Source organism: Bacteroides cellulosilyticus DSM 14838 (assembly GCF_000158035.1).
In the GTDB taxonomy this organism is placed as follows: Bacteria; Bacteroidota; Bacteroidia; order Bacteroidales; family Bacteroidaceae; genus Bacteroides; species Bacteroides cellulosilyticus.
Map to the genome: position 1 here is coordinate 907828 of NZ_EQ973490.1, position 16092 is coordinate 923919.

A 16092-nucleotide genomic window follows, 5' to 3' on the forward strand; every position below is an offset into this window, starting at 1 on the left:
ACCCCCCAATACGTCCTTCAGAATTATCATAAACGATTCGGTAGGAACGACGAAGGCAGCTTTTGGAATTATTACGGTTACCAATATACTATGATTCTTGATGACAGTTGGGTGTTGGAGAGAGAAACAAAAGCTATCACGGCACTTTTCAATCATATACGATACTGGGATTCGCAAAATGGTGATAAACATCCGGTTATCACTGCACAAATACACAATGAACCGGATGCACTGATGCGTTGGAGAATTGAACAAAAAGATCTTAAATATCGTGATGGAACCCCACTTTCCAAAGAAAAAGCATGGAACATGACAACAAATGCCCTCAACGCCGTTGGGAATGCCGTAAAGAACAGTTCCTATAAAGTTGCAACCCGAGTGAACCTAATATACGGTGATGGAATCAATCCTTTCCCGGAAGCCAATAATGCATGTCCCAAAGATGTTTTTGACTTGCAAGGTATTGATTTCATCGGAGTAGACGCTTATAAAGACAATATCAAGCAGCTAAAAGAGCAAGTATCATCTTATGCTTCCATAAACGGCAACTATGCATTGGTAGCTGAAAACAAAGGCAGCTACTCCAATACACCAAGCCTTATACTGACGGCATTGGCATTAGGAGGAGGATATGATATTTACGACCTGGCAACAAGTAACTTCTTTATCAACAATACAAGCGAACCGGACCAAATTGACCATGGCATCTATACGTGGGATTTACAAGAAAAAGATTTCACAAACCCCACGAGAATGATTATTAAAGGGCTGACTGACGCTAATGTAGACGTTGCTACAGTGAAACCAGAAAACTTTGCTGCATTCAACATCAGCGACAACCACCCCATAGCAGTAAAACAGCAACAAATACGCACCACAAACGTGGAAATAACTTTCTCAACCAACAATGCCTCTTTGGCATTTGCACTCGATAAAGGCAGTTATTTGCTTGTTTACTCTACTGGTGATTCGGAATTCCATTTTGGCAATGGTACATTTGAAAAAGTGATTTACGGAAAGTATAACGATAAAGGTACCTTTGTTGAAGAAGGAAACACAGTTTTAAATAACCAGACACTCCATGCGAAAGGTGGCGTGCTCTATAAAGTGACATACTCTTCTCAACAACCTTTAATTAGCAATACGATTGAAAATATCGGAAATAATTTATAATATCATGAAAAGACGACTCATTACCGGACTGCTCACAGTCTTGGCCATGACAGGAAATGCACAATCCTTCAAAGAATGGACCGACCCGGAAGTGAATGCTGTAAATCGTGCTCCTATGCATGCGAACTACTTTGCTTATGAATCAGCAGATGCCGCTATGCAGGGTAGAAAAGAATGTTCATCTAATTTCATGACCATGAATGGTACTTGGAAATTCTTCTGGGTGAGAAATGCCGACTCTCGTCCTACAGACTTTTGGAGATACGATTTCAACGATAAAGGTTGGAATGATCTGCAAATACCTGCCGTATGGGAATTAAACGGATATGGTGATCCTATCTATGTCAATATCGGTTATGCATGGCGTAACCAATATCAGAACAATCCTCCTCAGGTACCAACAGAAAACAATCATGTAGGTTCTTACCGCCGGGAATTTATAATTCCCGCTTCCTGGCAAGGTAAAGATATCATTGCACACTTCGGATCTGTGACTTCCAATATCTACCTGTGGGTAAATGGAAAGTATGTAGGTTATAGTGAAGATAGTAAATTGGAAGCAGAATTCGATCTGACTTCTTATTTAAAACCAGGACAAAAGAATCTGATTGCCTTTCAGGTATTCCGTTGGTGTGATGGTACCTATTTGGAAGACCAAGACTTTTTCCGTTTCAGTGGTGTAGGTCGTGATTGTTACTTATATGCCCGCAGTAAGAAACGTATTCAGGATATCCGCATTACACCTGATTTGGATGAGAATTACAAGAATGGCTCGTTGAATGTAAGCCTGAGCGTAAAAGGTAACGGTAATGTTGATTTGAAATTACTGGATGCCACAGGAAAACAAGTAGCCATGTCAACAATCAAAGGTAGCGGAAATGTCGTGATACATGTGGAGAATCCGTATAAGTGGTCAGCTGAAATTCCATATCTCTATACGTTGCAGGCTACATTGCAAGGCAGTAATGAAGTAATTCCCATAAAAACAGGTTTCCGCAAAATAGAGCAGAAGAACGGGCAGATTTTAGTAAACGGACAGCCCATACTCTTCAAAGGAGTCAATCGTCATGAGATGGATCCGGATGGTGGCTATGTGGTATCTCCTGAACGAATGTTACAGGATATTCAGATCATGAAGAGATTTAATATAAATGCCGTGCGCACCTGCCACTATCCAGATGATAACCTTTGGTATGACTTGTGCGATAAATATGGCATCTACGTAGTAGCCGAAGCAAATATAGAATCACATGGCATGGGCTATGATGCAAAAACACTTGCCAAACGGGATGATTACAAAGAAGCACACATGGAACGCAACCAACGTAATGTACAGAGAAACTTCAATCACCCCAGTATCATCTTCTGGTCATTAGGCAACGAAGCTGGTTTTGGCCCAAATTTTGAAGCAGCTTATCGTTGGGTAAAGTCCGAGGACATCAGTCGCCCTGTTCAGTATGAACAGGCACATGGCAATGATTTTACAGACGTAGACTGTCCTATGTACGCTGATTATAACCAGATGGAAAAATATGCTCAACGTAATGACATCCAGAAGCCATTGATTCAATGCGAATATGCTCATGCTATGGGTAATTCTCTAGGAGGCTTTAAAGAATATTGGGATTTAATTCGTAAATATCCTCATTTGCAAGGTGGCTTTATTTGGGACTTCGTAGATCAGTCTGTCCGTTGGAAAGGCAAAAATGGTGCGACCATCTACGCTTACGGTGGCGACTTTAACCGATTCGATGCTTCAGATAAGAACTTTTGCGACAATGGCCTTATCAGTCCCGACCGTATCCCCAACCCACATATGTATGAAGTTGGCTATTTCTATCAAAACATCTGGACCACACCAGCCGATCTGATACAAGGTGAAATAAACGTGTACAATGAATACTTCTTCCGCGACCTCTCCGGTTACTACCTGGAATGGGAAGTGCTTGCCGATGGAGAGCCTGTACGTACAGGTAGGGTAACTGAATTGAATGTGGCTCCACAACAGACAGCCAAACTCAAGCTCAATATAGGCAAGATCTGCTCAGACAAAGAATGTCTACTAAATATAACTTATCGTCTGAAGAATCAAGAAAACATGCTTCCTGCGGGATACACCGTAGCCAAGGATCAGCTTATACTGAGCCCTTACAAAACTCCTTCCATGGAATTGAAAAATGCAAAGACAACCAACACTGTTACTGTTATTCCACAAATACAAGACAACGATTCACACTATTTAATTGTTAATGGTGAAGCTTTCTGTCTGGAATTTAATAAACACACCGGTTACTTGAACCGCTATAATGTGGCAGGTATAGAAATGATGAATCAAGACACTCAACTGGTGCCCAACTTCTGGCGTGCCCCAACAGACAATGACTTTGGAGCAGGTTTACAACAAAAGTTTGCCGTTTGGAGGAATCCTGGTCTGAAACTGACTTCATTCAAATGGGAGACTGTCAATGAACAGGTAATATTATATGCTGAATATGAAATGCAACACGTTTCAGCAAAGTTGAATCTCACTTATATTATCAATAACGAAGGTGCTATTAAAGTAACACAGAAAATGGTAACCAATCCACAAGCAAAGATACCTCCCATGTTCCGTTTCGGTATGCAAATACAAATGCCTAAAGCATTTGAAACCATAGAATATTATGGCCGTGGTCCGATAGAAAACTACAATGATCGTAATCATTCTACAACCATTGGATTGTACCGTCAGAGTGTTAACGAACAGTTCTACCCATACATTCGCCCGCAAGAAACCGGAACCAAAACAGATATTCGATGGTGGAAGCTATTGAATGCAGCCGGTCACGGACTACAAATCGTAGCAGATGCTCCCTTCTCCGCTTCTGCCTTGCACTACACCATTAAATCATTGGACGATGGCATTGATAAGGCGCAACGCCACTCTCCCGAAGTGAAACAATCTGATCTAACCAATCTTTGCATTGATAAGATACAAATGGGATTAGGTTGTATTGACAGTTGGGGGGCATGGCCATTACCTCAATACCAGATTCCTTATGGAGACTATGAATTCTCATTCATATTAAGCCCTGTATATCACAGTTATTTCAATTCAACCTTACAATAACTCATAAAAATACATCATTATGATCAAAAGCAAAATTTATCTCTTAAGTGCATTTTTAATAGCTTTGTCAAGCTGCACTTCTTCTAAGAAACAACAGGAAGTAGAAATCACTTCAAATGTAGACAGAATTATCCTGGAGACAGATATTGGGAATGATGTCGACGATGCTCTGGCGTTGGATATGCTCTACAAATACTTGGATACAGACAAGATTAATTTATTAGGTATTATGATCAATAAGGAAGGTGTATACCCTGCAGAGTTCGTCGATATTATGAATACCTGGTATGGCTACCCCAAAATTCCCATTGGTATTATACACAATGGCATAGATTGTGAAAATGACGCTATAAACTATGCAAAGGCTGTATGTCTCATGCAAAAAGAGAACGGTGAGCCCACATTTAAACGTTCATTGCAAAACTATGATGAATTATCAGAAGCTCCTGTAATGTATCGCAAGATATTGGCACAACAACCAGATAGTTCTGTCACAATCATTTCCGTAGGCTTCTCTACCAACCTCGCTCGTTTACTGGACACTCCCGCTGATAACATATCACCACTTACAGGCAAAGAACTGGTTGCCCAAAAAGTGAAACTGCTATGTACCATGGGAGGATGCTTTGACAACTCCAATCCTCTTGAATACAATGTTGTGAAAGATATTCCTGCAGCACAGAAAGTTTTTGCTGAATGGCCAACACGTTTAGTTACTTCTCCATTCGAAGTAGGCATTAAAATCAATTATCCGGCCAGTAGTATTGAGAAAGATTTTCAATGGGCAACCACACATCCGATGGTGGAGGCTTACAAAAGTTATCAAAAAATGCCCTACGATCGTCCAACATGGGATTTAACATCCGTATTATATGCAGTTGAAGGTCCCTCCTACTTCAATATTTCTGCACCCGGACATATTGTCGTAACAGATGAAGGAGCCACACAGTTTACATCTGATGACAAAGGAAAGCAATATTATCTCACTGTAGATTCAATTCAGGCAGATAAGATTAAAAAACATTTTGTGGAATTACTGTCTAGACAACCTATCCATTTCAATAATAAAGAAGAATAAAAACAGATACTTTAAACAATAAACAGGAAGAGAAAAACTTGTATTGGAAGTTTTTCTCTTCCTGTTTTAACGACCTTTCTATCCAAGAATACCTATATTCTTTTCGTCTGCCATCACTATCTCACAAATCCTCTTCATTATCAATTACACCAATTCACACGGATTATCTGATATGATTCATTTTTAATCTGTGCAAATCCGTGTAACCTGTGCCCCCTACTCCCTCTACTCTTGCTTTATGTTTTTGTGACACATCTATCTATTTTTATGCCATTTCCCCTCAGGAATACATTTATGTCGTGAAATCATATATCATATCTGACACATACCGGTAACTTTGCAAACAGAAAAAGATATCATAGGTAACAAAACAAAGAGGTAAGAAAGATTCCAAAACAGGAGAACAAAAAACAGGTAGTTCAGATTTAAAACTACTACCTGTTTTCTAAGAAAAGAAAAATGAATATACAAACATACATAACTATTTAAACTAAGAATGATGAATTCAAAACAAACGCTTTTCAGTCTATTAATGTGTGTACTGGCAATAGCAGGTTGCGACACGCAAAAACAAGCTATCGTGGGCAACGAACTTGCCTTAACACGAGCTAAGCAAACATTGGATTCTTTATACCTGAACTATTCCGTTTCCGGTACATGCCTGTTACGTGAAAATTACCCTTCCAATATCGGAGAGTACACAGCAACCTATCTGGCATCTGAGGAACAAAAGAATATGCTCAATCTCTATTCTTATTTATGGCCCTATTCCGGAACCTTCTCAGCCGTAAATGCATTATTCGCCACAACAGGAGATAAAGAGTACAAATCGGTACTCGACAATAAAGTACTGGTAGGTCTGGAAGAATACTTCGATAACCGGAGAACTCCCGAAGCCTATGCTTCATATATCAACAGTGCACCGCAATCCGATCGTTTCTACGATGACAATGTCTGGTTAGGCATCGATTTCACCGATACATATATGCTCACTAAAGAACCCAAATATCTACAGAAAGCACAACTCATCTGGAACTTCATCGAAAGCGGTACGGATGATAACCTGGGAGGTGGTATCTATTGGTGCGAACAAAGGAAAGAATCCAAGAACACCTGTTCAAACGCTCCCGGCTCAGTCTTCGCATTAAAGCTTTTCGAAGCTACTAAAGACAGTGCTTATTTCGTAAAAGGGCAACGCCTCTATGAATGGACGCAAATAAACCTGCAAGATTCTACAGACTATTTATACTTTGATAATATCAATCTGAACGGAAAAGTCGACAAAGCCAAATTTGCCTACAACAGTGGACAAATGATGCAGTCAGCCAGCCTGCTATACCAGTTCACGGGCCAAGAGAAGTATCTGACTGATGCACAAAACATCGCTAAAGGATGCCATAACTACTTCTTTCAGGACTATACACCGGAAAACGGAGAACCATTCAAACTATTGAAAAAAGGAGATGTATGGTTCATTGCAGTCATGCTGAGAGGTTTTATCGAGCTCTATCAAGCGGATAAAAACGAAACTTATCTGGACTCTTTCAGCAAAAGTCTGGATTACGCCTGGGGACATGCACGGGATGAGAAAGGACTGTTCAACACAGACTTCAGCGGAAAGACCCAGGATAACAGAAGATGGTTACTTACACAAGCTGCCATGGTAGAAATGTATGCCCGCCTTGCAGCCATCAAATAATAAGAAAAAAATACTAATACCTAAAAACATGAAAAAGAGAAATATCGGTTTATGCGCTGTAGCGTTGTTCTGTATGCACAACAATGCCAAAGCCATGGAGCCATCCCTAAAACAGGACAACACCACAGTGGTGAATCATGCTCAGATAGCCGCTGCCTACAAGACAAACCGTCCTGCCGTAAAAAACAGACTCTACACGTCTAAAGCCGTAGAGGCCGAAATCCTGCGGGTAAAAAAGTTACTGACCAATTCCAAGCTGGCATGGATGTTCGAAAACTGTTTCCCGAACACACTGGATACCACCGTACATTATCGTTTGCTGGATGGTAAACCCGATACATTTGTCTATACCGGCGACATCCATGCCATGTGGTTACGTGATTCCGGTGCACAAGTCTGGCCATACGTGCAACTGGCACATAAAGACCCTGAACTGAAGAAGATGTTAGAAGGCGTAATCCGTCGTCAATTCATGTGCATCAATATCGATCCTTATGCCAACGGATACAACGATGGCCCTACTGGTGGCGACTGGATGTCAGATATGACAGACATGAAACCCGAACTGCACGAACGTAAATGGGAAATAGACTCCCTCTGCTACCCTCTCCGACTGGCTTACCAATATTGGAAAGAGACTGGTGATGCCAGCGTCTTCGACGAAGCATGGATAGAGGCTATCACCAACATCCTGAAAACGTTCAAAGAACAGCAACGCAAAGACGGTGTAGGTCCTTACAAATTTCAACGCAAGACAGAGCGTGCTCTCGATACGCTGAACAATAATGGTCTGGGTGCTCCGGTCAACCCTGTCGGACTCATCGTTTCCTGTTTCCGTCCTTCGGATGATGCCACCACACTTCAGTTTCTGGTTCCGTCGAATTTCTTTGCTGTATCTTCTTTGAGAAAAGCTGCGGAAATTCTTTCAACTGTAAACCATAACAGCTCTTTATCCCAGGAATGTACAGCTTTGGCTGACGAAGTAGAGTTGGCTTTGCAGAAGTATGCCACTTACAATCATCCGAAATACGGCACTATTTATGCTTTCGAAGTGGATGGTTTCGGCAACCATATGCTAATGGATGATGCCAATGTGCCCAGTCTGCTCGCTATGCCTTATCTGGGTGATGTGGATGTGAACGATCCTATTTATCAGAATACCCGCCGCTTCGTATGGAGCGAAGATAATCCCTATTTTTTCAAAGGGAAAGCGGGAGAAGGTATTGGCGGTCCTCACATCGGATATGATATGGTATGGCCCATGAGCATCATGATGAAAGCCTTCACCAGTCAGGACAATCAGGAAATTAAAGAATGTATCAAGATGTTGATTAATACGGATGCAGGTACAGGCTTTATGCACGAATCTTTCCACAAAGATGATCCGGCAAACTTTACCCGCGCCTGGTTTGCATGGCAGAATACTCTTTTTGGAGAGCTGATACTGAAATTGGTAAATGAAGGAAAGCTTGAATTATTAAATAGCCTTTAAAGAAAAAATATACCATGAAAATACCGAGGATTATAAATTATGTCTATCTGGGTGCTTTCTGCCTTTGCATGTCATGGGCAGAGGGCAACGCTCAGAATCGAGACTTCGGAGGATTGAACCGGTATGCAAAAGAAAACCGGGAACTATCACAACCCGGTAAGAAAGAACAAAGGGTTATTTTCATGGGCAACTCTATCACTGAAGGGTGGAGAAATACACATCCTAACTTCTTTAAAGACAATGGATATATAGGACGTGGTGTTAGTGGACAAAGTTCTTATCAGTTCTTATTACGTTTCCGTGAAGATGTCATCAAACTTTCTCCTATGCTGGTTGTGATTAATGCTGGAACCAATGATATAGCAGAAAATACAAGTCCTTATAATGAAGAATACACGTTTGGAAATATCATATCAATGGCTGAATTGGCAAAAGCCAATAGAATAAAGGTTATCCTGACCTCTACCTTACCTGCTGCCTCATTTGGGTGGAATCCTTCCATCAAAGACGGAGCAGATAAGATCGTTTCTCTCAATAACAGAATCAAGGAATATGCCAAAAAGAATAAAATACCCTATGTTGACTATTATCAAGCAATGGTGACAGGCAACAACAGAGCATTGAATCCGGCATACACCAAAGATGGAGTACATCCGAACTCCGAAGGATATACGATAATGGAAAGCCTAATCAAAAAAGCTATTGATAAGGCTCTATAAATAGTAACCCATAATTTACCTTAAACACAATACAGTATGAAAAAGTTCCTCTTTTTAATCATACTAATCATAACCTGTGAAGTACAGGCTCAAGAACAAGGAAAGATTATTATGTCCAATCCCTTGAATCTGAGTTATCGGTTTCAAACAGACGGTGTTTGCCGACGTGAAGCTGCTGATCCCGTTATTATCTTATTTAAAGACCAATACTATCTATTCGCATCTCATTCTTCCGGATATTGGCACTCTTCCAATCTAAGAGACTGGGATTATATCGAAACCAAAACTCTAAAAGCCGCAGAGGTATGGGCACCCGCTGTTTTCGTGTACAAAGGTGCAATATATTATTTGGGAATGGGAGAAAGCCGAATTTACAAAAGTACCAATCCAGAAGCAGATGAATGGGAAGAAGTGAAATATGAATTGCGAGGATTGGGGGACCCTGCTTTTTTCCAAGACAATGACGGTCGGGTATATCTATATTATGGATGTTCAGATAATGAACCTATCAGGGGATTTGAAGTAGATCCTGAGAACAGTTTCAGAGCCATAAGTCCTGAAGTAGACCTGATACCCCATTCCTCTGATCGTTTAGGTTGGGAAGTTTTCGGTGAGAAAAATGAACAATATGATAAGAAAGGTTGGAATGAAGCTCCTTGTATCACCCGTCAAGGCGATTATTACTATTTGATGTATGCAACTCCTGGTACAGAATTTACTAGCTACTGCACAGGAGTTTACACTGCCAGAAACCCTCTAGGACCCTATACCTGTATGCCGGGTGCTCCTTTCGCCATCAAACCGGGAGGATTTATTACCGGTGCTGGTCATGGTCATCCATTTAAGGACCGTTATGGAAATAATTGGTATGTAGGTACCATGATTGTTTCTGCTAAAGAACACTTTGAACGCCGGATTGGCATATTCCCGGCCTATTATCAGGATGGATATGCCCACGCAATAACCGACTATACCGATTTTCCTTTCATTCTGCCTGAAAAAAAAGTAGACTTCAGCCGATATAATATTTCTGCTGATATGAATCTGCTTTCTTACGGAAAAAAGATGAAAGCATCTTCCTCCTTAGAATCACATACAGCTGCCATGGCGGCCGATGAAAATATTAAAACCTGGTGGTCAGCTGCTTCCGGTAAAATAGGAGAATGGCTAGAAATGGATTTAGGAACTCCAATGGAACTATCAGCCATACAAGTCAGTTTTGCCGATGAAAGTTTTCAAACTTATCGACGTGACAAAGTGATTCCTATCTATCAGTACATTATAGAGGCCTCTCTTGATGGTATAAAATGGAAGACAATAGTAGATCGTTCTCAGAACACTAAAGATCAGATTTATGAATTAGTTCTCCTTGACAAAGTTATAAAGACGCGCTTTGTTCGCATAAAAAATAAGAAAGAGTTTGCTGTTGGAAACTTTTCTATAGCAGATATGCGCTTGTTCGGTAAGGCTAAAGGCAAAGCCCCACAGATTGTTACCGGATTAAACATAAACAGAGGGAAAGACAGAAGAAGAATTGCATTCTCATGGACAAAACAACCTGTTGCCGACGGATATATTATCCGCTGGGGTATCTCTCCCGAACACATTGATAATGCAGTCATGGTACGTGGCAGTCAAGCTGAATTTGGTTTCTTCGATTGTAATATTTCATATTACATCACCATTGAAGCTTTTAATGAATCAGGAAAAGGGAAACAGAGTAATCCTATCAAAATAGATTAAGTACTAATAACTAATACAATAAAATATGAAGATTAAAAAAATTACAGTTTTATGTTTATTAGCTGCCAATTGTCTCATGGTATCTGCCCAAAAGTGGTTTACACCTGATGTAGAGAAACAGGTAAACATACTTTTGAGCCAAATGACAGTTGAAGAAAAGTTAGCCTATATAGGTGGTGTAGACTGGATGTACACTAAAAATATTGACCGTTTGGGAATTCATCGTATGAAAATGACCGATGGACCTCAAGGATTGGGTACTCATGGTAAATCAACGGCTTATCCCGCTACCATCACGTTGGCTGCAACTTGGAATGAAAACTTAGCTTATGAATACGGCAAAGCATTGGGACGTGATTGCAGGGCAAGAAACGTGAACATCTTATTAGGTCCTGCCGTAAATATTTACCGTTCAGCACTATGCGGACGTAATTTCGAGTACATGGGCGAAGATCCTTATCTAGCCTCACGCACAGCAGTGGGTTACATCAAAGGTGTACAAGACCAAGGAGTTATGGCAACTATCAAGCATTTTATTGCAAACAATTCCGACTATGACCGTGATCACATCAGTAACGATATTGATGAAAGAACTCTGAATGAAATATATTTCCCATCATTCAAAGCTGCTGTACAAGAAGCTGAAGTCGGTGCAGTAATGACTAGTTACAATTTGCTAAACGGCGTTTACACAACGGAATCTCCTTGGTTACTAAAAGATGTTTTAAGAGATCAATGGGGCTTCAATGGTGTAGTAATGTCTGACTGGGGTTCAACACACTATTGCATACCTGCTGCCAGAGGTGGTTTAGATCTTGAAATGGCAGGTGGTGAGAGAATGAATCCGAAAGATATGGCTTATTACCTAAAAACAGGTGATGTAACAATGGATATGGTTGACGAAAAAGTACGTCATATCTTACGTGTCCTAATTGCTTTTGGATTCAAAGATGGTACTCAAGCAGATAGTAATATACCCTTGGATAACCCTCAATCCACAGCAACCGCTTTGGAAGTAGCTCGTGAAGGCATGGTACTTTTGAAAAATGAAAAAAATATCCTTCCTATTAATCCGAACAAGTACAAACACATTGTAGTAACTGGAAAGAATGCCAAAGGTTATGTACATGGTGGAGGTAGCGGTGCAGTTGTTCCATTTCACTATGTAAATATGTTCGATGGTATTCAAAAAGAAGGAATCAGCCAAGGAGTTAAAGTAGAATTTCTGGATGAATTTGATTTCTTCCCCGCAATTATGTATACAGGTAATGATTTAAAGGAAGCCGGGTTCAAAGCCGAATATTTTAATAATATAGATTTCAAAGGTGCCCCTATAGTCTCGCAAGTTGAAAAGAAAATCAATTATGTTTGGAGTGGTACGGGAACAGGCCTCAACGATATGCCCAAAGAATTCTATGCAGTTAGATGGAGTGGCGTAATGTGTCCGGATAAAACTGCTGAATACGAGTTCACACTCGGTGGAGATGACGGCTATCGCATGTTTATTAATGGTGAAACAGCTATCAATGATTGGGAGGCAAGAGCCTATCACAAAACCAATATCACTAAAAAACTAGAAGCCGGAACAAAATATAAGATTACGATTGAATACTATCAGAAAGGTGGTTCAGCTAATGTAGATTTCCGTTGGAAAGTGAAAGGTGATAACACTGACTATTTTGCAGACTACCTAAAAAAGGCAGACCTGGTAGTAGCTTGCTTTGGACACAACTCTGATACGGAAGGCGAAGGACACGACCGTCCATTTGGTTTACCAGAAGAAGATAAGAAAATGCTAGCAAGTATCTTCAAGAGCCAGACTCCTGTTATAGGTATCGTAAACGCAGGTGGCAATATTGAGATGCAGGAATGGGAACCTTCCATGAATGCTCTTCTGTGGGCTTTCTATGGAGGTCAGGAAGCCGGAACAGCTGCCGGTGAGGTTTTATTCGGTAAAGTAAACCCATCTGGTAAACTGCCTATGACATTCGAAAAGAAATGGGAAGACAACCCCGCATATAACAGTTACCATGATCCCGACGGCGATAAGCATGTGAAATATACAGAAGTTATCTTCATTGGTTATCGGGGCTATGACAAACTGAAACGCGACGTTCAATATCCTTTCGGTTATGGCCTGTCTTATACTACTTTCAATTTGTCCGGTGTATCAGTATCCAAACAAAATACAAACGGCTCTGTCGAAGTGACCTGCAAGTTGACCAATAGTGGTAAGCGCGATGGTGCACAAGTGGTACAAGCATATGTAGGTAAAGTAGGAGGTACGATTGAACGCCCCGAAAAAGAACTGAAAAAGTTCGAGAAAGTATTCCTGAAAGCAGGTGAATCAAAGACAATCAAGATGACACTACCCAAAGATGCATTCACGTACTATAGCACTAATGCTAAATCATTCGTTACAGATGCCGGTACCTACAACATCATGTTAGGTTACTCTTCAAGAGATATAAAGGCAGTGAAAGCAATTCAAATACAGTAGTCCATAACTAAAAACTATAATTCCTAAAACAATGAATACTAAAAAACTATGCGCGGCACTCTTGCTTGCATCCAGTTTTCTGACCGTATCAGCACAGAAATGGTATACCCCTGATATAGACCAAAAGGTAGAGGAACTGTTAAAGCAGATGACCGTAGAAGAAAAGCTATCCTACGTAGGTGGTGTTGATTGGATGTACACAAGGAACATTGATCGTCTGGGCATCAATCGTATGAAAATGACAGATGGTCCCCAAGGATTGGGTACTCACGGTAAATCTACAGCTTATCCTGCCACAGTAATGCTGGCAGCCACTTGGAACGAAAACCTGGCTTACGAATATGGTAAGGCATTAGGTCGCGATTGTAAGGCAAGAGGCATCAATATTTTGCTAGGGCCGGCAGTGAATATCTATCGTGCGGCCATGTGTGGACGCAACTTTGAGTATATGGGCGAGGATCCCTATCTGGCAGGACGCACAGCTGTTGGCTATATCAAGGGTGTACAGGATCAAGGTGTAATGGCCACTGTGAAGCACTTCATCGCCAATAACTCCGATTATGATCGTAACAATATCAGCAACGATATTGATGAACGTACATTACACGAAATTTATCTCCCGGCTTTTAAAGCTGCGGTACAAGAAGCAGAAGTAGGTGCAGTAATGACCAGCTACAATTTGGTAAATGGCATTTGGACAACTGAAGCACCTTGGTTACTGAAAGGAGTATTGAGAGGCCAATGGGGTTTCAATGGAGTTATAATGTCTGACTGGGGTTCTACTCATCATTGCGTACCTGCTGTAAAAGGTGGCCTGGACTTAGAAATGGCTGGTGGAGAGAAAATGAATCCGAAAGATTTGGCTTATTACTTGAAAACAGGCGTTATATCTATGGATATGATTGATGAAAAAGTACGCCACATTTTGCGTGTTCTCATTGCTTTCGGATTCAAAGATGGAACCAAAGTGGATAACAGTATCCCATTGGATGATCCCGAATCAGTAGCTACTGCACTGAAAGTTGCCCAGGAAGGTATTGTATTACTCAAAAATGAGAAAAACGTTCTTCCTATCAATCCCAAAAGCACCAAACATATCGTAGTAGTTGGCAAGAATGCTAATGGTTACGTTCGTGGAGGTGGTAGTGGTAATGTAACTCCATTTCATTATGTAGGTGCCTTCGACGGTATCCGCGAAGTGGGCGAAAGCTATGGAGTAAAAGTAGAGTATGTAGATGAGATGGACTTCATGCCCGAAATCATGTACACGAATGAGAAACTTCAGGAGAAAGGACTTCATGCAGAATATTTCACCAATCAACATCTTGAAGGGAAACCGCTATTGGAGAGAACCGAACAAAAAGTAAATTATTCATGGAGTGGCGGTACTTCCATTGAAGGCATGTCCAAAGAACATTATTCTGTACGTTGGAGCGGAATTGTCCGTCCGGCAGAAACAGCTGAGTATGAATTTCTGGCAGGTGGCGATGACGGTTATCGCATGTACATCAATGATGAGTTAGTAGCTGATGAATGGAAAGTAGGTGGTTTCAGAACCTCTACAATCGCCAGAACTTTGCAAGCTGGTGTAAACTACCGGATACGCTTTGAATACTTCCAGGAAGGTGGTGGCGCTGCTGCAAGCTTCACATGGAAACGTAAAAATGAAACAAGAGATTTGTTTATTGAACACTTAAACAAAGCTGACATGATAGTTGCTTGTTTTGGACATAGCTCTGATTCGGAAGCAGAAGGTGGCGATCGTTCTTTCTTCCTTCCTGAAGCAGATTCACAACTGATAACGAGAATAGCTAAATGTAAAAAGCCCATTATAGGTGTAGTAAATGCCGGAGGAAACATTGGAATGCAAAGTTGGGAACCTTCATTAAAGGGATTACTCTGGGGATGGTATGCCGGGCAAGAAGGTGGACATGCTATTGCAGACGTGCTATTTGGTAAAGTTAATCCTTCCGGTAAACTACCAATGACTTTTGAAAAGAAATGGGAAGACAATCCTGCTTACAATAGCTATCACGATCCCGACGGTGACAAACATGTGAAATATACCGAGGGTATCTACATCGGCTATCGTGGTTACGACAAACTGGGACGTGATGTACAATACCCATTTGGTTACGGCCTTTCTTATACTTCTTTCAAGCTTTCTGATATGGTTGCCTCAGCTCCCAATGCTGATGGTAGTGTGAAAGTTACCTGTAAACTGACCAATACAGGTAAACGAGATGGAGCACAAGTTATACAGGCTTATGTAGGAAGAGATAAAAGTGGTATAGTAGATCGGCCGGAAAAAGAATTGAAGAAATTCGAAAAGGTATTTTTGAAAACAGGCGAAACAAAAACTGTTACAATGACCCTTCCAAAAGATGCTTTTACTTACTATAGCACAATTGATAAACAATTTGTCACAGATCCGGGTATTTATAATATCATGCTAGGTTTTTCTTCAAGAGAGATCAAGGGACAGAAATCTATCCAAATTCACTAAATAGATAGGCTCAAAGTCTTGATTTTGAGCCTTCAAATAAAAATTAATTCAACAATAGTATTTTTTAACTCTA

9 protein-coding genes are annotated in these 16092 nt (G+C 40.8%); all 9 read left to right on the forward strand.

Annotation, left to right across the window (positions count from 1 at the left end; all coding sequences use genetic code 11):
* Positions 1-1173: DUF4978 domain-containing protein (locus BACCELL_RS08130; protein ID WP_007211214.1), on the forward strand; the 1173-nt coding region annotated here is incomplete at its 5' end.
* A 4-nt stretch (positions 1174-1177) separates the two neighbouring features.
* Positions 1178-4282: a beta-galactosidase, LacZ type gene (lacZ, locus tag BACCELL_RS08135; protein WP_044153703.1), complete on the forward strand. Its 3105-nt coding sequence runs from the start codon at positions 1178-1180 to the stop codon at positions 4280-4282.
* 19 nt (positions 4283-4301) lie between these two features.
* Positions 4302-5360 carry a nucleoside hydrolase gene (locus BACCELL_RS08140; protein WP_007211216.1) on the forward strand — a complete coding sequence of 353 codons (1059 nt, stop codon included), beginning with the start codon at positions 4302-4304 and terminating at the stop codon, positions 5358-5360.
* Between the two features lie 499 nt (positions 5361-5859).
* Positions 5860-7059: a glycoside hydrolase family 76 protein gene (locus tag BACCELL_RS08145; RefSeq protein WP_044153501.1), complete on the forward strand. Its 1200-nt coding sequence runs from the start codon at positions 5860-5862 to the stop codon at positions 7057-7059.
* Between the two features lie 28 nt (positions 7060-7087).
* Entirely contained in the window at positions 7088-8551 is a 1464-nt protein-coding gene (locus tag BACCELL_RS08150) for a glycoside hydrolase family 125 protein (RefSeq protein ID WP_044153502.1), read from the forward strand.
* Between the two features lie 14 nt (positions 8552-8565).
* A complete protein-coding gene (locus BACCELL_RS08155; RefSeq protein WP_007211220.1) occupies positions 8566-9270 on the forward strand; it encodes an SGNH/GDSL hydrolase family protein in 705 nt (234 codons plus the stop codon).
* 36 nt (positions 9271-9306) lie between these two features.
* Positions 9307-11013 (forward strand): family 43 glycosylhydrolase, encoded by a 1707-nt coding sequence (locus BACCELL_RS08160; RefSeq protein WP_007211221.1) that lies wholly within the window; start codon positions 9307-9309, stop codon positions 11011-11013.
* Positions 11014-11038: 25 nt separating this feature from the next.
* The gene (locus BACCELL_RS08165; protein WP_007211222.1) at positions 11039-13513 is read left to right on the forward strand and encodes a glycoside hydrolase family 3 C-terminal domain-containing protein; all 2475 of its coding nucleotides are present in this window, start codon (positions 11039-11041) and stop codon (positions 13511-13513) included.
* A 31-nt stretch (positions 13514-13544) separates the two neighbouring features.
* Positions 13545-16019 (forward strand): glycoside hydrolase family 3 C-terminal domain-containing protein, encoded by a 2475-nt coding sequence (locus BACCELL_RS08170; RefSeq protein ID WP_007211223.1) that lies wholly within the window; start codon positions 13545-13547, stop codon positions 16017-16019.
* Positions 16020-16092: the final 73 nt, after the last annotated feature.

Coding starts and splice junctions, on each gene's coding strand:
- lacZ (WP_044153703.1), top strand. CDS start 1,178: ATGAAAAGACGACTCATTACCGGACTGCTCACAGTCTTGGCCATGACA.
- BACCELL_RS08145 (WP_044153501.1), top strand. CDS start 5,860: ATGAATTCAAAACAAACGCTTTTCAGTCTATTAATGTGTGTACTGGCA.
- BACCELL_RS08170 (WP_007211223.1), top strand. CDS start 13,545: ATGAATACTAAAAAACTATGCGCGGCACTCTTGCTTGCATCCAGTTTT.
- BACCELL_RS08140 (WP_007211216.1), top strand. CDS start 4,302: ATGATCAAAAGCAAAATTTATCTCTTAAGTGCATTTTTAATAGCTTTG.
- BACCELL_RS08160 (WP_007211221.1), top strand. CDS start 9,307: ATGAAAAAGTTCCTCTTTTTAATCATACTAATCATAACCTGTGAAGTA.
- BACCELL_RS08155 (WP_007211220.1), top strand. CDS start 8,566: ATGAAAATACCGAGGATTATAAATTATGTCTATCTGGGTGCTTTCTGC.
- BACCELL_RS08165 (WP_007211222.1), top strand. CDS start 11,039: ATGAAGATTAAAAAAATTACAGTTTTATGTTTATTAGCTGCCAATTGT.
- BACCELL_RS08150 (WP_044153502.1), top strand. CDS start 7,088: ATGAAAAAGAGAAATATCGGTTTATGCGCTGTAGCGTTGTTCTGTATG.